This window comes from Mycobacterium sp. MMS18-G62, assembly GCF_053877835.1.
This window is the reverse complement of sequence record NZ_CM132662.1, coordinates 3,338,695-3,357,564: the sequence shown is the minus strand read 5'-3', so window position 1 is coordinate 3,357,564 and position 18,870 is coordinate 3,338,695. Positions and strand designations below refer to the sequence as shown.

Here is an 18,870-nt window from a genome sequence, read left to right as displayed (position 1 = left end):
GGTCACCGATCGGACTGGGCGCACGCCACAATCAAAGCATGACCTCGCCCCCGCCTGAACTGCAGCAGCTTGCCAACCTAGCCCCGGCCTACCGTCTCGCGGCGCTTCTCCTTGGCGTCGGCACCACACACTTCCTGATGCCGAAGCCGTTCGACGCGATCGTGCCCGCCGAGCTGCCGGGCAGCGCCCGGTTCTACACGTACGCCTCGGGCGTGGCGGAGGTCGCGACGGGCGCTCTGTTGCTGGCGCCGCGCACCCGCCGATTTGGTGCGCTGGCCGCGATCGCCGTGTTCATTTCGGTCTTTCCCGCCAATGTCAACATGGTCCGGCTGTGGCGGGATAAGCCGTTGCCGATGCGCATCGGCGCGCTGGCGCGCCTTCCCCTGCAGATCCCGATGATCGCCGAGGCGCTCAAGGTTTTTCGCAACTCCTAGGCCGCGTCGAGCAATGCCGCGAGTTCGTCGGCGCCGGGTAACGAGTCGGGGGTGACCGTGCGGCCGCTGCGCACGTAGTGGAATGCGGCGCGTACCGATTCGACGGGACAGCCCTGCAGCGCCGCCCACGCGAGCCGGTACACCGCCAGCTGAATAGCCGCGTGGCGCTGGGCTTCCGGGGTGTCGGGCGGTTCGCCGGTTTTCCAGTCCACGACTGTGGTGCCGCCGCCGTCGTCGGCGAAGATGGCGTCGATGCGGCCGCGCACGACCCGGCCGCCGATCACCATGTCGAAGGGGACCTCCACGTCGACGGGCGTGCGGGCCGCCCACGATGAGAGCGCGAACGCGGCCTGCAATTCGGCGAGTTGTTCGGCGCTGCCCGTGTCGTGGTCGACCGCGCCAGGCAGGTCGTCGAGGTCGAACAGCCGCTCGGCGTGGAAGAACCGCTGCACCCAGTCGTGAAACGCCGTGCCCAGCAAGGCATGTGGGTCCGGCCGCGTGGGCAGTCGACGGCTCAGCCGCTGCGCGACAGCCTCTGGGTCACGGCCCAGCTCTACCAGCGTGCTGACGGAGACCTGCGCCGGCAGCGGCGGCACGGGTTTGTCTGCGCCGCGTTCACGTTCGGCCAGCAGAGCGTCCACGTCGGCGGCCCACCCGTCGACGTCGACGGTGTCGGTAGCCAGCTCGCCCGACGCGGCCTGCCCGACGAGTTGCGCACCGCGCTCGATATCGCCGCGCTGGGAGCCTGCGGGATCGGCGGGCCAGACCGCTTCGATCGTTTTGTCGCGCAAAGGGTTCGGCTCACCGTCGGCTGGAGGTGGCGCCCAGTGGTCGACGACCCCGCACGGATCGCCCGCGGCGGCGGACTGGTCGATGATGTCTTTGAGTTCGCAGAGGAAGTCCGACGGGCCGCGGGGCTTGGATTCGGCGGCGCCCCAGTGATGACCGGACAGCAGCAGCGTGTTCTCGGCGCGGGTGATCGCCACATACAGCAGCCGGCGTTCCTCGTCGATGCGACGCTGCTCCAGACTGCGCTTGTGGTCATTGATCTTGTGCGACAATCGCTTTCGGTCGTTGACATCGGATGTATCAAGGACCGGCACCCCGTGCTCCGATTCGGTCGCGCGGTCACCGCGCAGAAGAGGCGGCAGATCGCCTGCATCGGTGAGCCATGTCCGCGTCGACGTCGTCGACGGGAAGATCCGTCCGCTCAGGTGCGGCACCGCCACCACCTGCCACTCCAGGCCTTTGGCGGCGTGCACGGTGAGGATCTGCACCCGATCGGTCGCGACCGCGACGTCTGGGGGTGCCAACCCGTTCTCCACCTGTTCGGCGGCGTCGAGGAACGCCAGAAGACCTGTGACTGTCGCGCCGGGGTGGGCGGCGAAGCCGGCGACCACGTCGCTGAACGCGTCGAGATGCTCGGCGCCTGTCCAGCCAGCCGACACCGGCTGCGCCGCACGGACTTCGGTGTCGACACCGAGGACGCGGCGCACCTCCGCGACGAGGTCCGGCAGCAGGTGGCCGAGATGGCCGCGCAGCGCGGTCAACTCGCGGCCGAGCGCCACGATCCGCTCGTAGCCCGTCGCAGAGTACGCCGCAGCGGGACCCGGATCGCAGATCGCGTCGGCCAGACACGGCGCGTCCGCGTCGGGCGCGGCCGACGCGACGATCCGTTCGGTCGCCGAGCCGGCCGGCGTCACCATGGTGACGAGGTCGACGGCGCGGCGCCACAGCGCGGAGATGTCGCGGCCCCCGAGCCGCCACCGCGGGCCGGTGAGCACACGCATCGCGGCCGCACCCGCGGTGGGGTCCGCCACCAGGCGCAGCGTCGCGACCACATCGGCGACCTCAGGCACCGCGAGCAGACCTGCGAGGCCCACCACTTCCACCGGCACGCCGCGTGCAGTGAGGGCATCGGCCATCGGTGCGGCATCGGCGTTGCGACGCACGAGCACCGCGGAGGTCGGCGGGGCTTCGCCTGCGTCACACGAGCCGTGGTAAAGCTGCGCCAAATGGTCTGCCACCCAATCCCGTTCGGCCGCGACGTCGGACAGGAGTGCGCATCGGATGGTGCCCGGCTCGGCGTCGGGCCGTGGCCGCAGCGCGCGCACTGCAACGGAGCGACGCCTGGCCTCCGCGGAGACCGCGTTGGCGAGGTACAGCGCACGCGGCGGATTGCGCCAGCTCGTGCGCAGCTCGAGTGTCGGCGCCGGTGACCCGTCCGAGCGGGGAAAGTCGGTGGTGAACCTGGGCAGGTTGGTCGCGGACGCGCCACGCCAGCCGTAGATCGACTGAATCGGGTCGCCCACGGCGGTCAGGGCCAGATCGTCGTCGACTCCACCTCCGAACAGCGACGACAGGGCGACGCGCTGCGCGTGGCCGGTGTCCTGATACTCGTCGAGCAGCACCACCCGGTACCGCTGCCGCAGCTGCTCGCCGACTTGGGGGAACGATGCCGCCAGCCGTGCCGCGGAGGCCATCTGCATCCCGAAATCCATCACCTTCTCGGCCCGCATGCGTGCATGCAGCGCGTCGATCAGCGGGACGAGTTGCGTGCGTTCGGTCTGCGTGGCCAGCATCCGCAGCAACCACTGGCTCGGCCCGCGGTCGCGCTGATACGGTCCTGCCGGCAGCGTGTGCACCAGCCGTTCCAGTTCGACGTGGGTGTCGCGCAGCTGCCCGGTGTCGACGAGATGTTCGGCCAGCTGGCCGGCCAGCCGCAGCACCATGGCGGTCACGGCCGCAGGTGTCTTGTCGGTGTCCAAGTGGTCCGGATGTTCGCAGACGACGCGAAACGCCAACTGCCACAGTTCTGTTTCGGACAGCAGCCGGGCGCTGGGCTCGACGGGAAGCAGCAGGCCGTGCTCGCGCAACAGATTCCCGGCGAAGGCGTGGTACGTGCTCACGGTCGCCGGGTCGTCGGCTGCGTCGCCGGCCTGCGGAACCAGGCCCGCACCGGCGAGGCGGGCCAGCCGGGTGCGGACCCGGCGCAGCAGCTGCCCGGCCGCCTTGCGGGTGAACGTCAGCCCGAGCACCTCGCCCGGCCGGGCATAGTCGTTGGCGACCAGCCAGACCACACGCGCCGCCATCGTCTCCGTCTTGCCCGCGCCCGCGCCTGCGATGACGACCAGAGGTCCCGGGGGTGCCGCGATCACCGCGGCCTGTTCGTCGGTGGGCGCGAAAAAGCCCAGTGCCGAGGCTAATTCGGCGGGACTGTAACGCGGGATCATGACCGCCCACCGCTGACCGACTGGGCGGGGCACATCATCCGCACGGGGCAATGCGTGCAGCCGTCGTTGACTCGCGCGAGGAACTGCGGGCCCTGCGTCGCGGCCGCGGCCTGCTGCACGACCTGCTGCCACTCCGTGCGGGCATCGGGTGTCAACGCGTCCTGCTCACGTTCGACGGCGCCACCCGACGCGGTCTTTCCGAGGTAGACCAGTCGGCCACCGCCCGGAGTTTCACCATGCGGCACAAGACCTTCGGCGATCGCGAGCTGATACATCGCCAGCTGCGCGTGCCGTTGCGCGTCGTCCTTTGTCACCGGCGACTTCCCGGTCTTGAGATCGACCACCACCAGTCGCCCTGCGCCGTCACGTTCGAGGCGGTCGAGGCGGCCGCGCACGCGAACCTTCGGCGCGTCGTCCTCCCCGATCACGCCGTCGACGTCGATCTCGGTGCCGACCTCGGTGAGGTATTGGCGCGTCTGCGCACGCCACTGCGCGAACGTCGACAACATCGCCCGATGCCGTTCCAGCTCGTTGTCCGAGTACCAGCGCGAGTCGAACGGCAGCTCACTCCAGAGCTTTTCGAGTTCGTTCACCATCTGGCTCTCTGTCTTGCCCGGCTCGGAAACCAGCGCGTGCAGCAGCGAGCCGATGACGGACCGTACGTCGCGTCCGTCGCGCCCGCCATGACGTTCGAGCAGCCAGCGAAGCGGGCAATCGGCCAATGTCTGCAGCGTCGACGGGGACAGCGTGACGACGTGGTCGTCGCCGCACCACAGCGGTTCGTTGGTGGACAGCGCCGTCATCCCGTACCAGTGAGCCGGGTCGGCGCCCGGCACGCCAGCCTCGGCCAGGCGCGCCAATTGCGCTGCCGCACAAGCACGGGTGGCGTCATCGACGGCGTCCGGCGCGGCGCACACCACCGCCCGCAGCCGGCCGACGACGGCCGGGGGTGCGAGCACTCGGGGCGCCTGAATCGGCGCTGGCGGTTCAGCGTCGCGATCGGTAGCCAACGCGGACAGTTCGTAGCAGAACGGCGACGGCAGCATCGAATCGTCGCCGTTGTCGCTGTCGACCGCGGTGACCAGCAGCCGGCTGCGGGCCCGTCCCATCGCAGCGATGAGCAGCCGGCGTTCCTCGGCCAACAACGGCGCCCTGCTCGAAACGCCGGTGGTGTCGACGCCGTCGATCACGTCGACGAGCTGCTGGGTGCCCAGCACGCCGCCACGCGGAATCGTGTTGGGCCACAACCCTTCCTGCAGACCCGCGATGACGACGAACTCCCACTGCCTGCCAAGCGCCGCGTGGGCGCTGAGCACCGCGACCGCGTCGGACTGCGGGCGTTGCTCCCGCGGTGCGGGCGGTAGCCCGAGCCCGCCGATGTGGTCGATGAGGCCGGGCAGCGACGCGCCCGCAGTGCGGGACACGTACTGCTCCGTCACGTCGAAAAGGGCGGTCACCGCGTCCAGATCGCGATCGGCCTGCGCGCCCGCAGGGCCGCCGCGTTCGCTGGCCGCCAGCCAGCGCCGCTGCAGGCCGGAACGATGCCACGCCTGCCAGAGCGTGTAGCGGGGGTCTTGACCGTCGGCCGCGCTGCGTCGCGCGGCCGACAGCACTGCGCTCACGCGGCGCAGCGGGCTCGCCAGGTTCACGGGCAACCCGTCGCTGCCCCGCAGGAGCGCCTCGACCAACAGGGCGCCGAACTCACGTGGCGGCTGGGCACCGTCGGCCCGGCGCAATGCGCGCCGCAGCTGTCGCAGTGACACCGGATCGACGCGGCCGATGGGACCGGTGAGCAGCGACACGGCGCGATCGCTGTCGAGTCCGTGCGCGGTGGCGTCGAGCACGGTCAGCAGCGCCCGCACTGCGGGCTGCTCGGCCAGCGGTGCGTCGGGTTGGGGTGAGTCGATCTGCACGCCCGCCGCGGCCAGTGTGCGCGCTAACGAGGAACCCAGCCGCGGCACCGAGCGCACGATGACCGCCATCTGCGACCACGGCAGCCCGTCGACGAGGTGTGCGCGGCGCAGCGCATCGGCGATCAGCGCCGATTCGGCGTGCGACGACGCGGCGATCCGCACGGCCAGCGAGCCCGCCCGGTCGTCGACGCAGGCCAGCTCGCGGGCCGGGTCGGCACCGGGCAGCCTGCGTGCGATGCCGGTGATGGCGTCGGCGATGGCCGGTGCGCAGCGATGCGACTGACCCAGAACGAGTGCAGGCTCGTCGCCGCGCAGCAGCGACGGGTCCGCTCCGCGGTAGCCGAACACGGCCTGGTTGGGATCACCGGCGATCACGGCGAGCTCCGCACCGGCCGACAGCACCCGCACCAGCCGGGCCGCCTGCGGGTCGAGGTGCTGCGCGTCGTCGACAAGCAGCAGCTTGATGCGCGCGCGTTCAGCGGCCAGCAGGTCGGGGTCGGTGGCGAACGCTTCCAGCGCGGCCCCGACGAGTTCCGCGGCGCCCAGGGCCGGGACGGTGGCCTGCGGAGCCGCCATGCCGACCGCGGAGCGCAGCAGCATGATCTGTTCATAGGCCTGCGCGAACCGCCCGGCGGCCACCCACTCCTGACGGCCCGTCGTCCGTCCGATCCGTTGCAGCGCAAGGGGATCCACACCGCGCTCGGTGCAGCGGGCCAGCAGGTCGCGCAGCTCGGTCGCGAACCCGACGGTGCTCAGCGCCGGACGCAGCTGTTGCGGCCAGCGCACCGGGGAAGCGTCGCCGTCCTCCAGGTCGCCGGCGAGCAGTTCGCGGATGATGCCGTCCTGTTCGGCGCCGGTGATCAGCCGCGGCGGCGGATCGCCGTTGCGCTGCGCCGCGAGCCGCAGCACCGCGAACGCATACGAGTGCACGGTACGAACCAACGGTTCTCTGACCACAGCGCGAGTGCCGCAGCCGAGCAACGCGGACGTGATCGCGGCGCGCGCCTCACTACCCAGCCGCGCCGAACCCGTCAGCAGCAGAACCGATTCCGGATCGGCGCCCGCGGAGATATGCGCGGCGGCGGTCTGGATCAGCAGTGTGCTCTTGCCGGTGCCCGCACCGCCGAGAACCCGCACGACGCCTCGCATGCCCGGGTCGGTAAGAGTGGCCGGGCTGAAATCGGTGTGCGGTGCGGACATGTGGGCATGACACCACGAGAGTCCGACAAGTCACGTTCGGCCAGGTGGGAGCGGGCGTCTAGAACAACGAGTCGGCGGAGCGTGGTTGCGGCGGCGGCAGGCGCAGCAGCAGCCGCGCGCCACCCAACGGGCTGGCATCCAGAGACGCTGTGCCGCTGTGCAACTCGGCCTGCTGAGCGACCAGCGCGAGCCCCAGCCCGGACCCCGAACGTGCCGCCGTCGACCCACGCGAGAACCGCTCGAACACCTCGGCGCGTTCCCCCTCGGGCACACCGCTGCCGTTGTCGTCGACCGCGATCTCCACACCGTGGCTGGAACTGACCGCGCTGAGCATGATTTCGGTGGCACCGCCGTGTTTGATCGCGTTGGCGACGGCATTGTCGATCACCAGCCGCAGGCCGGCCGGCATGCCCAGCATCAGCACGGTCGGCGACGGCATGAGCGTCACCTTCAGGTTGGGATAGGTGCGCATAGCGTCGTGGGCGGCGCGGTCCAGCAGCTCGGTGATGTCGACCGGTACGAAGTCGTCGACCGTGGTCAGCTGGCCCTGCGCGAGCCGCTCCAGCGCCGTCAGCGTCGCCTCAATTCTCCCCTGGGTGCGCATGACGTCCTCGATGACTTCTTTGCGTTGTTCGGCTGGTGGGTCAAGGGTCGACAGCACTTCGAGGTTGGTGCGCATGGCCGTCAGCGGCGTGCGCAGTTCATGCGATGCGACGGCGGCGAAATCGCGGGCCGATTCCAGCGCCGCCCTCGTGCGTTGTTGTTCGGTGCCGATGCGGTCGAGCATGCCCTCGACGGAGTCCGCGATCTCGACGGCCTCACGCACCCCGCGCACATGCACCTCGTCCGGCTTGGACTGGGCGTTGATGGCGCGGGCCTGCTGGGCCAGCACCCGGAACGGGTTGATCATGATGTACCACATCACCCAGCCGACCAGGACCGTCGTCACAAGGGCACTGCCGCAGATCAACAGCACCCGCATGTGCAACGCGTCGACGCGGCGCTGCGCTTCGGCCACCGGGGCACCCAGCGCGATTGACGCCCTTCCCGCCGAGAACGTGCGCACCCGGTACTCCACACCGTTGATGGTGGTGTTGGCATAGCCGTTGTCGAAATGAGGCAACACGATGTCGCTGGGAACTGAAACCGTCGCACCGCTGATGCGCGCGGTGCGTACCAGGCTGCCCTCCGGCATGGGCTGATTGGGACTGGCGTTCTGTGCGCTGCTCAGCAGCGTGTTGATGTCACCGAGTCTGCTCAGCGAGTCGAGTTGGCGGTCCAGCTGGCTGTACTGGTCGTTGGTGACGCCGATCCAGACCCAGGTGCCCAGGGTGATGACGACGGCCACCACCCCCAGCGCGGCGACGACGACGATCGTGCGCAATGAGAGCACCCGCATCGGCAGCCAGCGCAACAGCCTGTCCATGCCGCCATCCTGCCTGATCGGGCCCTAGCATCGACGGCGTGACCGACCTCTTGCATGTGCACCGCTATGGACCTGCAGGCCCACCGCAGGTCCTGGCCATTCACGGGTTGACCGGGCACGGTCGGCGGTGGGAGACGTTGGCGACGCGGCATCTGCCCGAGATCGCGATCACCGCACCCGACCTCATCGGACATGGCCGGTCGTCGTGGGCGGCGCCGTGGACCCTGGACTCGAACGTCGCCGCGCTGGCCGGCCTGCTCGACGGGCCCGTCGTGGTGGTCGGGCATTCGTTCGGCGGCGCGGTAGCGCTCAAGCTGGCGGCTGAACGGCCGGATCTGGTCGGGGCGCTGGTGCTGCTCGATCCGGCGGTGGGCTTGGACGGCGGCTGGATGGCCGACATCGCCGACGACATGTCCGCCTCTCCCGACTACACCGATCGCGAGGAAGCCCGCCTCGAAAAGGTCAACGGCTCCTGGGGTGAGGTGGATCCGGACGAGCTGGACCGCGAACTCGACGAGCATCTGATCGACCTGCCCAATGGACGTTCAGGGTGGCGGATCAGCATCCCGGCGATGATGTCGTACTGGAGCGAGTTGGCGCGGCCAATCACATTGCCGCCCAAAGAGATACCGGTCGCATTGGTACTGGCGACGAAGACGGATCCCCCGTATGTCACCGATGAGGTGCTCGCAGGCCTGGGCGACCGCGGCGACTTCACGCTGCTCGAGTGGGACTGCGACCACATGGTGCCGCAGGCGCGGCCGGCCGAGACGGCGGCGGTGATCCGCAAGATGCTTTCGGGGTCATAGCGTGCCGGCGGTCACCGATGAGCAGGTGGAGACGGTGCGCGCGCTGGTCGCGTCGATTCCAGCGGGACGGGTGTCGACGTACGGCGACATCGCCGACGCCGCAGGGCTTTCCAGCCCGCGGATCGTCGGCTGGATCATGCGCACAGACTCGTCGGATCTGCCGTGGCATCGAGTGATCAGGGCATCGGGCCGGCCAGCGCCACACCTGACGACGCGGCAGCTGGAGCTGTTGCGCGCCGAAGGGGTGCTCGCGAGCGACGGCCGAGTGCCGTTACGCGAAGTGCGCCACGAGTTCTGAGCGCGAACAGACACAAAGTGGCCCTTTTTCGCGGCGTGTCGGGGACTTTTGCGTCTGCTCGCGCTGCTAAAGCACCAGCCGCACCAAAGCCGCGGTGCGCGCCAAACCGGGGAACGCCGCGGCCGTCGAGCGCGGATGCAGCGCATGCACTGCGAGCCTGAACATCAACGCGCGCAACAACATCTGCGGCCACTCCGGCAACGGGCTCCACCGTTCGATCAGACCGTCGTCGGCCTCGCCCCATGACAGCGCGTCGACCACCACCACCGCGGCCGCCCACGCCGCCGGCCGCCAATACGGGGTGATATCGGTGATCCCCGGCGCCGCGGTGCCCGCGAAAAGCACTGTGCCGTAGAGATCGCCGTGCACCAGTTGGCTGGGACTCTTCGTCGGCCGTCGCAGCGCAGCGAGCTGATTGATCAGCTCGATCGAACGCTGCCCATCCGCCGAACCCGGTGACACCCGCGCGCCCGGCGGCAGCGAGTGCAGCGGACGCTCCTCCCATGCGGCCCGGTCGGCGGCGATGAACACGTCCACGTCGGACCACGGCGCGACCGGCGGCTGCGTCAGAAAGCGCGGCCGCTCGAGTTTGGCCGTCGCCTCGTGCAATCGCACGGCCGCCGACACCACTTCGTCATGGCGCGGTTCTGGTGTTCCCGCGACATACGTGTCGGCCCGCCAGCCCGCGACCACATATCGTCCGTCGGTCGAGCGCACCGGCCTGGCCAGCCGCACACCGTCGACGAACAACGTCTCGCGCACTTTCGCCGACCATGCGGCGCGGGCATGGTCTGCCACCATCGACAGCACGACTTCGCCGCAGCGCCAGCCGCCCTCCCAGCTCGATCCGAGCGGAACCGGCCGCACACCAGACAAACCGAACGCCGCCAGCACATGATCCGGCGGCCGTTCGACAGTCACCACCTCAGCCTAAGCCGAGTTACGGCTAACTCGGCGTTAGTACATCACCATGTCGGGCTCGAGTTGCCTGCCCCACGCGACGATTCCGCCCTGCACGTGCAGTGCGTCGGAGAAGCCGGCCTTCTTGACGATCGCGAGCACCTCGGCCGAACGCACCCCCGTCTTGCAGTAGAACACCGGTGTGCGGTCGATCTGCAACTTGGCCAGCGCCTCGCCGGACTCGAACGCGCCCTTGGGGATCAGCTCGGCGCCCTCGATGCGGTTGATGTCCCACTCGACGGGCTCGCGCACGTCGATCAGCGCCAGCGGCTTGCCGGAGTCCAGCAATTCCTTCAGCTCCCGCGGGGTGATCGTGGAGTCGGCGGCCGCCTCGGCGGCGGCTTCGGACACCACGCCGCAGAACTCCTCGTAGTCGATGAGTTCGGTGATCTTCGGCGTCGACGGATCCTTGCGGATTTTGATCGTCCGGTACGTCATGTCCAGCGCGTCGTAGACCATCAACCGGCCGAGCAGCGGCTCGCCGATGCCCGTGATCAGCTTGATGGCCTCGGTACCCATCACCGATGCGATCGACGCGCACAGGATGCCGAGCACGCCGCCCTCTGCGCAGGACGGCACCATGCCCGGTGGCGGCGGCTCGGGATACAGGTCGCGGTAGTTCAGGCCAAGGCCGTCGGGTGCGTCCTCCCAGAACACCGACACCTGGCCTTCGAAGCGGTAGATCGAACCCCAGACGTAGGGCTTACCGGCCAGCACCGCGGCGTCGTTGACCAGGTAACGGGTCGCGAAGTTGTCGGTGCCGTCGAGGATCAGGTCGTACTGCTCGAACAGGTCGACGGCGTTCTCGGGTTCCAGCCGCAGCTCGTGCAGCCGCACCTCGACCAGCGGGTTGATCTCGCGGATCGAGTCGCGCGCGCTCTCGGCCTTGGACCGCCCGATGTCGGATTGGCCGTGGATGATCTGGCGCTGCAGGTTGGACTCGTCGACCACGTCGAACTCGACGATCCCGATGGTGCCCACCCCGGCGGCGGCCAGGTACAGCAGCGTCGGCGAGCCGAGGCCGCCGGCCCCGATCACCAGCACGCGCGCATTCTTCAATCGTTTCTGGCCGTCGACACCGAGGTCCGGGATGATCAGGTGGCGGCTGTAGCGTGCGACCTCTTCACGCGTGAGTTCTGCCGCCGGCTCTACCAGCGGCGGCAACGAGGTTGACACCGAATGCTCCTTGATTGACGTTCATATCCATCACAGCAGGTACCGGAGTCAACAGCAACGAGACCCCGCTGCTTCCCGCGCCGACGACTAAGCGATCGGGTACGGCCAGGGATTGAACCGGCAGGTCTTGCCGTCGGGTTTGACGGACTCCGGGTCGAACCGGGCCGCGTCGTCGTTGTTGGTCGAGAAGGTCTGCTGCATCATCACCGGGGCCAGTTCGCCGTTGACGCCGCACGGCTCGTGGCGCTGATAGCCGATCGCGTGGCCGACCTCGTGGTTGACCAAGTACTGCCGGTAGCTTCCGACGTCGCCCTGAAACGGCACGGCGCCGCGCACCCAGCGCGCCTCGTTGATGAGAACCCGTGGCTGATTGTCGATGTAGGCGGGGTTGTAGCAGGACGCCTCGAGCTGGATGTCGTAGCCGCAGCCCTCGCGCACGGTCATCGGCGAACTGAGTGACACCCGGAAGTCGGGCTGCCCGCTGTCGATACGGGTGAACGCGAACTGCGGATTGTGGGTCCAGCTCTTGGGATTCGCGAGCGTTTCACTGACCATCCGGGCGAAGCCGTCGTCGCCGCCGAACGTCGTGGTGTCGACGCCGTCCTCGATTTCGACGGTGTAGGTGAACATCTTGGCGGTGCCTTCGCCGATCTTCGGCGTCGTCCCAGGAACGATGTGCCACGTCTTCGCGGCCGCCTCGGTGAACGGTCCGCCTGCGGGCAGGATCCCCGTCGGCAAGTTGGCGTCGAACTGAGTCAGCCCCTTGGGCGGTGCGCCGATGATCTGTGTGCTCGCGACGCCGATTGTCGGCGGCCCCTGGACCGGCCCCTGCGCCTCCTTGGGCGCCGAAACGCTGGTGCCGGTGATGGTCTGGTACACGACAACCGCGGTCAGCGCGACGAGGACGGGTATCGCGTAGGCACGCCAGCCGTAGGTGGACAGGAAGCGGCCCAGCCAGGTCTGCTTGCGCCACCGGCGATGCTCGTCTCGGTTGGACCTGGGTCGACCGGAATCGCCTGCGAGGGGGTCGCGCTGAGCGCGCAACGGCTCTCGCCACTCGTTGCGCAGCACGGGCACGCGACTGCCCCCGTGACGCCCCGAGTCAAAGGTCACCGCAACAGGATGGCACAGTCCGAAGCTCTTGGGATTTCGGCGCGCCACCCCACGTCGCGACCGCGTGGATACGCGCGCGCCGCAGCAACGGTAGTAGTGTCGTTGCGAAACGAAGCAGACAAAGGACGTAATGAGCGATCTCGCCAATACCGCCGCTCGTAGGGGCGCGCAACCGGCTAACGGCGGCACGGTAAGCGGCGTCGGCTCCGGTGCGGGTCGACGTGGGAACAGGTTGCCCCGCGATGAGCGCCGCGGGCAGTTACTCGCCGCTGCCAGCGAGGTTTTCGTCGACCGCGGCTATCACGCTGCAGGCATGGACGAGATCGCCGATCGAGCCGGCGTGAGCAAACCCGTTCTCTACCAACACTTCACGTCGAAACTCGAGCTGTACCTCGCCGTGCTCGCCCGCCATGTCGACAATCTGGTGTCCGGCGTGCGCCAGGCGTTGCGCACCACGACCGACAACCGGCAGCGCGTGCGCGCCGCGGTGCACGCGTTCTTCGATTTCATCGAGCACGACGGCCAGGGCTACCGGCTCATCTTCGAAAACGACTACGTGACGGAGCCCCAGGTCTCCGCGCAGGTCAAGGTCGCCACCGAGGCGTGCACCGACGCCGTGTTCGATCTGATCAGCCACGACTCCGGGCTGGAACCGCACCGGGCGCGGATGATCGCGGTCGGGCTGGTCAGCATCAGCGTCGACTCAGCGCGGTACTGGTTGAACAACGACCGGCCGATCTCCAAAGACGACGCCGTAGAGGGCACGGTCCAATTCATCTGGGGCGGCTTGTCGCACGTCCCGCTTACCCGCTCTTAACGGCCTCAGAGCCGACTGCACCGACGCCGAATCCGACGCGACGCACGTCGGCGGCGCCGATCTCGACGTAGGCAATCCTGTTGGTCTGCACCAGAAAACGTCGGCCCTTCTCGTCGGTCAGGCTCAACACACCCGCGTCCTTACTCAGCGCGTCGGTGACCAACTTCTCCACCTCGCTCGGTGTCTGCGCGCTGTTGAACATCAGCTCGCGAGGGCTGTCCGTGACACCGATCTTGACCTCCACGCTGAACCCTTTCCGTTCGTGTATCTCTCGACATGAAGGCTAGTGGACGGGTTGCACTCGACGCTTGTCCGGCCACTACGCGATGAGCGAAACGACCCGGTTGAGAAACGTCGACCCAACTGAGTCCGGACCGTGACCCAATAGCCAGCGCGTCAACCTCATCTGTCACACATGCCTCGATAGCATCGGGCGCGGCACTAGATGAAACGAGTGGGATAGCTGGATGAACAGGCCATACACCGCACATTCGCCGTATTCGCTGACGCCGACCGAACGGATCCAGAGCCCTCGGGACGAGGAGCTGGACGCCGAGTATCCGGCGCTCGAGGACTACGAGGATTACGACGCGTACGACGACGAGCCGATCGACCGACGCTGGATCTGGATCGCCGGCGTGGCAGGCGCGATTCTGCTCGTCGCGGTGATCTGCGCCGTGGTGATCCTCGGCGGCGGCGACAGCGGCTCCGTCTCGACCACCGTCGCGCCGACGACGACCGCACAGCCCGCGGCCACCACGTCGGCGCCCGCGACGACACCCGCGGCTGCGCCCCCACCCGCCGCGCCGCTGCCGCCCGAAACCGTGACCACGCTGACGCCCTCGGCAAGCGCCCCGCCCAGCGCCGCACCGACACAGGCTGCTCCCGCGCCGACCACGGTGACCTACCAGGTGACCGGTAACCGGCAGCTGGTCGACTTCATCACGGTCATCTACACCGATGCGCAGGGGGCGCTTCAGACCGACGTGAACGTCGCGCTGCCGTGGAGCAGGACCGTCGTCCTTGACCCTGGCGTCACGCTCAGCTCGGTCACCGCGACCAGCGTCGGGGGTCAGCTCAACTGCAGCATCACCGACGGTTCGGGTGCGACGCTCGCCGCACAGAGCAACAACTCGATGATCGCGACCTGCACGAGGTAGGTCAGGCCAGACCGAGTGAGCATCGCAGGCGCCGCCAGGCGCCGAGGAGCGGAGCGAGCGGCCAGAACCGACCGTCGGATCAGGCCAAGCCGAGTTCGTGCATGCGGCTGCTGTGGGTGCGCTGCAGCCGATCGAAGAACTCGGTCATCTGGGTGAGGCCCTCACCGCTGAACACCACAAGGTCGACGAGTTCGTCGTGATCGGCCAGCACGTATTGGGCCTGGGTGATGGCCTCGCCCAGGAGCCGCCGCGACCACAGCGCCAACCGGTGGCGCTGCTTGTCGCTGGCCGTCACGGCCGCCTGCACCTCGGCGACGACGAACTGTGAATGTGCGGTCTCCGACAGCACCGCGCGGACCACGTCGGCCACCTGGTCGGGCATCGCGTCGGCGATCTCGAGGTAGAAGTCGGCCGCCAGCGCGTCGCCGATGTATGTCTTCACCAGCGCTTCCAACCAGGTGCTCGGTGTGGTCAGCCGGTGGTAGTTCTCCAGCACCGAGGCGTATTTCGTCATCGCGGGCACGACGTCAACTCCCCTGCGCTCCAACGCATCTCGGAGGACCTCGTAGTGACTCATCTCCGCAGCGGCCATGCTCGCCATGTTGATCCGGCCGCGCAGGTTCGGCGCCATCCGCGCCTCGTCGGTCAGCCGGTAGAACGCCGCGACCTCGCCGTAGGCCAGCAGCGCGAACAGCTCATTGACCCCGGGATGGTCGGTCGACACGCCCAAGGTGGTCTGCTCGGGGGAGGCCGCGGGCTGCGTCGAATTCATGTGGCCAACTCTAGACGTCAAGCGGCGCGTCGACCGCCGGGCAAAGGGCGCCAGCTATCATGGGCATAGGCGGTGCTCTTCACCACCTAAGAAATGTGCGTGCACGCAGATGGCTCGCCTACCTCAGCGCAGGGCCTCGGAACGCAGCTTTGTCTAACTCGTGCGCGCGTGGACGCCATGAGGAATGACAATCGAAAGGCTTCGTCTACCCGTATGACGCACCTCAATCCAACATTTGCTGAACTCGGAGTACGCGACGAAATAGTGCGCGCGCTCGCCGAAGACGGCAAGGAACATCCCTTTGCTATTCAAGAGCTGACCATGCCGATGGCGCTGGCCGGCGACGATCTGATCGGCCAGGCCCGCACCGGCATGGGCAAGACCCTTGCCTTCGGGGTACCGCTGTTGCAGCGCATCACCAGCGACCCCGAGCGGGAGCTGTCGGGCATCCCCAGGGCGCTGGTCGTGGTCCCCACTCGCGAGCTGTGCCTGCAGGTGTCGGGCGACCTGGCGTCGGCGGCCAAGTACCTGAAGGCCGGCAACCGCAAACTGACCGTCACATCGATCTACGGTGGCCGGCCCTACGAGCCGCAGATCGACGCGCTGCAAAAAGGTGTCGACGTCGTCGTCGGCACGCCCGGCCGACTGCTCGACCTCGCCCAGCAGGGACACCTGCAGCTCGGCGGGCTGTCGATGCTGGTGCTCGATGAGGCCGACGAAATGCTCGACCTCGGCTTCCTGCCGGACATCGAGCGCATCCTGCGCCAGATCCCCGCGGAACGGCAGGCGATGCTGTTCTCGGCCACCATGCCGGACCCGATCATCACGCTGGCCCGGACGTTCATGAACCAGCCCACCCACATCCGGGCGGAGGCGCCGCATTCGGCGGCCACCCACGACACCACCGAGCAGTTCGCCTACCGTGCCCACGCGCTGGACAAGGTGGAACTGGTCAGCCGGGTGCTTCAGGCGCGCGGCCGCGGCGCGACGATGATCTTCACCCGCACCAAGCGCACCGCGCAGAAGGTCTCCGACGAGCTGGCCGAGCGCGGCTTCAAGGTCGGCGCCGTGCACGGCGACCTCGGCCAGGGCGCCCGCGAGAAGGCGCTCAAGGCTTTCCGCACCGGCGACGTCGACGTTCTGGTCGCTACCGATGTGGCCGCCCGAGGCATCGACATCGACGACATCACCCACGTCATCAACTACCAGATCCCCGAGGACGAGCAGGCCTACGTGCACCGCATCGGCCGCACCGGCCGCGCAGGCAAGACCGGCATCGCGGTCACGCTGGTCGACTGGGACGAGCTGGCCCGCTGGGAAATGATCGACAAGGCGCTGGGGCTGAATTGTCCCGATCCCGCCGAGACGTACTCCAGCTCGCCGCACATCTACGAAGAACTGGACATCCCGACCGACGCCAAGGGCACCGTCGGCGACCCGCGCAAGACACAGGCCAAGCGCGCGCCGGCGGAGAAGTCCGCCGAACGGCCCGCGCGCAACCGCACCCGCAACCGCAGGCGCACCCGCGGCGGCGAGGCAGCCGCGGGGCATCCCGAAGCGACCGAGCAGAGTGCGCCCGCCGAGGACGGCGAGACCGCCGACGGCGCCGAGGCGTCGCGTTCCGGCCCACGCCGTCGTCGCCGTCGCCCGCGTAAGGCCGCGGCGGCTACCACCGGCTAGGTCCCGCCCGACGGATGGTCAAACCCGAACGCCGCACCCGGACCGACGTGGTGGCGGCCGTGGTGATCGCGGTGGTGGTCGCCGTCGTCGCCGCAGTCATCTGGTGGACCAGCGACGCGCGGGCGACGATCAGCCGGCCTGCCGCGACGCCCGTGCCCAACCTGACGCCCGCCAAGGCGGTCCCCGCCTCGCTGCGGCAGCTGTGGACCGCGCATAGTCCGAAAACGACGATGCCGCTGGTGATCGGCGGTGCGATTGTCACCGGCGACGGCCGCGAGGTCACCGGCCGTGACCCGGCGACCGGCAATCCGCTGTGGAGCTACGCCCGCGACCTCGACCTGTGCGGTGTCACCTGGGTGTACACGTATGCGGTCGCGGTGTATCCCGATGTCCGCGGCTGCGGGCAAGTCAGCACCATCGACGCCAAGACCGGCGAGCGTGGCGCGAGCAGAACCGCATACGCCGATTCCGAAGTGACGCTTTCATCCGATGGCACCACGGTGTTGTCGGCCGGTGACAGCCGGCTCGAGATGTGGCGCTCCGACATGGTCCGCATGCTCTCCTACGGCGCGCTGGACGCGAGGATCAAGCCCGGCACGCCCGCTTCGCCGCTCTGCCGGCTGGTTTCGTCGGCGGCCAGCTCTGCCGCGGTCTCGGTGCTGGAGGCGTGCCCGAACCAGGCCGACCTGCGCCTGACGCTGTTGCGGCCGGCCAGCGAAGAGGACACCCCCGACGTGAAATTCGTGCCGCAGCCCGGCATCGCCGATGACTCCGGCGCCCGCGTAGTGGCGGTATCCGAAACGACGACGGCGGTATACGTGCCCACTCCGAAGCCGACGGTGAACATCGTCGACGAGACCGGCGCGACGATCTCCAGCACACTCCTACCGAAGCCGGTGTCACCGAACGCGACGATGTCACGGGCAGGCGACATGATCACGTGGTGGACCGGTGATTCCGTAATGGTGTTCGCCGCCAACGGACTTCGCTACCGCTACACCGTCAGCCCGTCGGGCGCCAACATCCCGCTCGGGCCCGCGACGATGATGGCAGGGCGGTTACTGGTCCCCGTCACCGACGGATACGACGTGTTCGACCCGGCCAGCGGCGCCGGTCAACAACACATCGTGCTGCACCGGCCGCCCGGCCCGGCCGCGGTGGTCCCGGCGGTGGCGGGTTCGCAGCTGCTCGAGCAGCGTGGCGACGAACTGGTGGCCCTGGGCTAGACCTGTTTGCGCCGATACCGCTTACCGCCGGTGATCGCCGAGCACTCAGGGCATTCGGAGATCACGGGGTGCTCGCAGTGGGCGATGTGCGCAAGGAACTTGTCAGCAAGCCGAAGATTGGACACCTGCTGGGCGATCTGCGCGCGTCTGATCTCGATGAGCGCCACCCTGTCGCGCCGGTCGCGGGCCGCGAGCTCTTTGATCTCGGCGAGCGATAGGCCTGCCCGCTGGCAGATTTGGATCATTCGGGCCTGGCCGATCGTCTGGTCGTCGTAGGCCCGGTGCCCCGACGAGAGCCGCTTGGGCCTCAGCAACCCGACATCCTCCCAGTGGCGCAGGACGTGTGGAGCGACCGCGAGCGTGGCCGCCGCGTCACCGATCCGATGCCCATTCTGGGTCACGTTCTCCCCTTTACTTCAGGTCGACCTGAAGTTTTAGCCTGCCACACATGTCTAGTGACGTGCGATCTCCAACCCTCGCCGCCTGCTGCGGCGCCCTCATCGGTCTCGGCGCGGGCCTTGTCCGGCCACGCCGACCGGACAGACGTTTCCTTGCATCATTGGATGACGCCGGACTACCGAAATCGACGGCGACGGTGTCCGTCTACCCGTTGCGGCAGGTATCGCGTTCTGTCCCAACGGCATTGATCGTGG

General features: G+C 68.5%; 16 protein-coding genes. 7 read left to right on the top strand and 9 right to left on the bottom strand.

The annotated features are described in order from the left end of the window. The first annotated feature begins 38 nt into the window (after positions 1 to 38). A complete protein-coding gene (locus ACWW36_RS16750) occupies positions 39 to 434 on the top strand; it encodes a DoxX family protein (protein WP_456137120.1) in 396 nt (131 codons plus the stop codon). Here ACWW36_RS16750 and ACWW36_RS16745 read toward each other — a convergent pair. From ACWW36_RS16745 to ACWW36_RS16735, 3 genes are read right to left on the bottom strand one after another with little or no spacing between them, the layout of a single operon-like run. Next, entirely contained in the window at positions 431 to 3,667 is a 3,237-nt protein-coding gene (locus tag ACWW36_RS16745; RefSeq protein WP_456137119.1) for an ATP-dependent helicase, read from the bottom strand. The two genes, ACWW36_RS16750 and ACWW36_RS16745, sit on opposite strands and share 4 nt — an antisense overlap. Next, complete coding sequence (locus ACWW36_RS16740; protein WP_456137118.1) at positions 3,664 to 6,780, bottom strand: ATP-dependent helicase; 3,117 nt, start codon at positions 6,778 to 6,780, stop codon at positions 3,664 to 3,666. The genes ACWW36_RS16745 and ACWW36_RS16740 overlap by 4 nt, the downstream gene beginning before the upstream one ends. Before the next feature lie 58 nt (positions 6,781 to 6,838). Continuing rightward, on the bottom strand, positions 6,839 to 8,206 hold the full coding sequence (locus ACWW36_RS16735) for a sensor histidine kinase (protein WP_456137117.1): 1,368 nt from the start codon (positions 8,204 to 8,206) through the stop codon (positions 6,839 to 6,841). Between the two features lie 38 nt (positions 8,207 to 8,244). Between ACWW36_RS16735 and ACWW36_RS16730 the strand changes: the two genes are divergently transcribed. Next, positions 8,245 to 9,015 carry an alpha/beta fold hydrolase gene (locus ACWW36_RS16730; RefSeq protein ID WP_456137116.1) on the top strand — a complete coding sequence of 257 codons (771 nt, stop codon included), beginning with the start codon at positions 8,245 to 8,247 and terminating at the stop codon, positions 9,013 to 9,015. A gap of 1 nt (position 9,016) precedes the next feature. Continuing rightward, positions 9,017 to 9,313, top strand: coding sequence for an MGMT family protein (locus ACWW36_RS16725; RefSeq protein WP_456137115.1), 297 nt, complete (start codon positions 9,017 to 9,019; stop codon positions 9,311 to 9,313). Between the two features lie 66 nt (positions 9,314 to 9,379). Here ACWW36_RS16725 and ACWW36_RS16720 read toward each other — a convergent pair whose 3' ends face one another. From ACWW36_RS16720 to ACWW36_RS16710, 3 genes are all read right to left on the bottom strand, one after another. Then, complete coding sequence (locus ACWW36_RS16720) at positions 9,380 to 10,234, bottom strand: TIGR02569 family protein (RefSeq protein WP_325338168.1); 855 nt, start codon at positions 10,232 to 10,234, stop codon at positions 9,380 to 9,382. Positions 10,235 to 10,270: 36 nt separating this feature from the next. Then, positions 10,271 to 11,449 carry an adenylyltransferase/sulfurtransferase MoeZ gene (moeZ, locus tag ACWW36_RS16715; protein ID WP_456137114.1) on the bottom strand — a complete coding sequence of 393 codons (1,179 nt, stop codon included), beginning with the start codon at positions 11,447 to 11,449 and terminating at the stop codon, positions 10,271 to 10,273. 87 nt (positions 11,450 to 11,536) lie between these two features. Continuing rightward, positions 11,537 to 12,562: a DUF3152 domain-containing protein gene (locus ACWW36_RS16710; protein WP_456137113.1), complete on the bottom strand. Its 1,026-nt coding sequence runs from the start codon at positions 12,560 to 12,562 to the stop codon at positions 11,537 to 11,539. A gap of 130 nt (positions 12,563 to 12,692) precedes the next feature. Between ACWW36_RS16710 and ACWW36_RS16705 the strand changes: the two genes are divergently transcribed. Beyond that, positions 12,693 to 13,379 carry a TetR/AcrR family transcriptional regulator gene (locus ACWW36_RS16705; RefSeq protein WP_456137112.1) on the top strand — a complete coding sequence of 229 codons (687 nt, stop codon included), beginning with the start codon at positions 12,693 to 12,695 and terminating at the stop codon, positions 13,377 to 13,379. Here the strand turns inward: ACWW36_RS16705 and ACWW36_RS16700 are convergent. After that, positions 13,366 to 13,623, bottom strand: coding sequence for a DUF3107 domain-containing protein (locus tag ACWW36_RS16700; RefSeq protein WP_456137111.1), 258 nt, complete (start codon positions 13,621 to 13,623; stop codon positions 13,366 to 13,368). The genes ACWW36_RS16705 and ACWW36_RS16700 overlap by 14 nt on opposite strands. 223 nt (positions 13,624 to 13,846) lie before the next feature. Here ACWW36_RS16700 and ACWW36_RS16695 point away from each other — a divergent pair, with 223 nt between their 5' ends. Continuing rightward, the gene (locus ACWW36_RS16695) at positions 13,847 to 14,539 is read left to right on the top strand and encodes an MmpS family transport accessory protein (RefSeq protein WP_456137110.1); all 693 of its coding nucleotides are present in this window, start codon (positions 13,847 to 13,849) and stop codon (positions 14,537 to 14,539) included. Positions 14,540 to 14,618: 79 nt separating this feature from the next. Here ACWW36_RS16695 and ACWW36_RS16690 read toward each other — a convergent pair whose 3' ends face one another. Further along, entirely contained in the window at positions 14,619 to 15,311 is a 693-nt protein-coding gene (locus ACWW36_RS16690; protein WP_456137109.1) for a ferritin-like fold-containing protein, read from the bottom strand. A 213-nt stretch (positions 15,312 to 15,524) separates the two neighbouring features. Here ACWW36_RS16690 and ACWW36_RS16685 point away from each other — a divergent pair, with 213 nt between their 5' ends. Together ACWW36_RS16685 and ACWW36_RS16680 are read left to right on the top strand one after the other, a co-directional pair. Beyond that, a complete protein-coding gene (locus tag ACWW36_RS16685) occupies positions 15,525 to 16,991 on the top strand; it encodes a DEAD/DEAH box helicase (RefSeq protein ID WP_456137108.1) in 1,467 nt (488 codons plus the stop codon). A gap of 14 nt (positions 16,992 to 17,005) precedes the next feature. Continuing rightward, positions 17,006 to 18,217 (top strand): Rv3212 family protein, encoded by a 1,212-nt coding sequence (locus ACWW36_RS16680; protein ID WP_456137107.1) that lies wholly within the window; start codon positions 17,006 to 17,008, stop codon positions 18,215 to 18,217. On the opposite strand, the gene ACWW36_RS16675 is transcribed toward ACWW36_RS16680, so the two are convergent. Then, positions 18,214 to 18,618 (bottom strand): MerR family transcriptional regulator, encoded by a 405-nt coding sequence (locus ACWW36_RS16675; protein ID WP_456137106.1) that lies wholly within the window; start codon positions 18,616 to 18,618, stop codon positions 18,214 to 18,216. The genes ACWW36_RS16680 and ACWW36_RS16675 overlap by 4 nt on opposite strands. Between the last annotated feature and the right edge of the window lie 252 nt (positions 18,619 to 18,870).

Coding starts and splice junctions, on each gene's coding strand:
- ACWW36_RS16695 (WP_456137110.1), top strand. CDS start 13,847: ATGAACAGGCCATACACCGCACATTCGCCGTATTCGCTGACGCCGACC.
- ACWW36_RS16745 (WP_456137119.1), bottom strand. CDS start 3,667: ATGATCCCGCGTTACAGTCCCGCCGAATTAGCCTCGGCACTGGGCTTT.
- ACWW36_RS16685 (WP_456137108.1), top strand. CDS start 15,525: ATGACGCACCTCAATCCAACATTTGCTGAACTCGGAGTACGCGACGAA.
- ACWW36_RS16750 (WP_456137120.1), top strand. CDS start 39: ATGACCTCGCCCCCGCCTGAACTGCAGCAGCTTGCCAACCTAGCCCCG.
- ACWW36_RS16735 (WP_456137117.1), bottom strand. CDS start 8,206: ATGGACAGGCTGTTGCGCTGGCTGCCGATGCGGGTGCTCTCATTGCGC.
- ACWW36_RS16740 (WP_456137118.1), bottom strand. CDS start 6,780: ATGTCCGCACCGCACACCGATTTCAGCCCGGCCACTCTTACCGACCCG.
- ACWW36_RS16690 (WP_456137109.1), bottom strand. CDS start 15,311: ATGAATTCGACGCAGCCCGCGGCCTCCCCCGAGCAGACCACCTTGGGC.
- ACWW36_RS16680 (WP_456137107.1), top strand. CDS start 17,006: ATGGTCAAACCCGAACGCCGCACCCGGACCGACGTGGTGGCGGCCGTG.
- ACWW36_RS16705 (WP_456137112.1), top strand. CDS start 12,693: ATGAGCGATCTCGCCAATACCGCCGCTCGTAGGGGCGCGCAACCGGCT.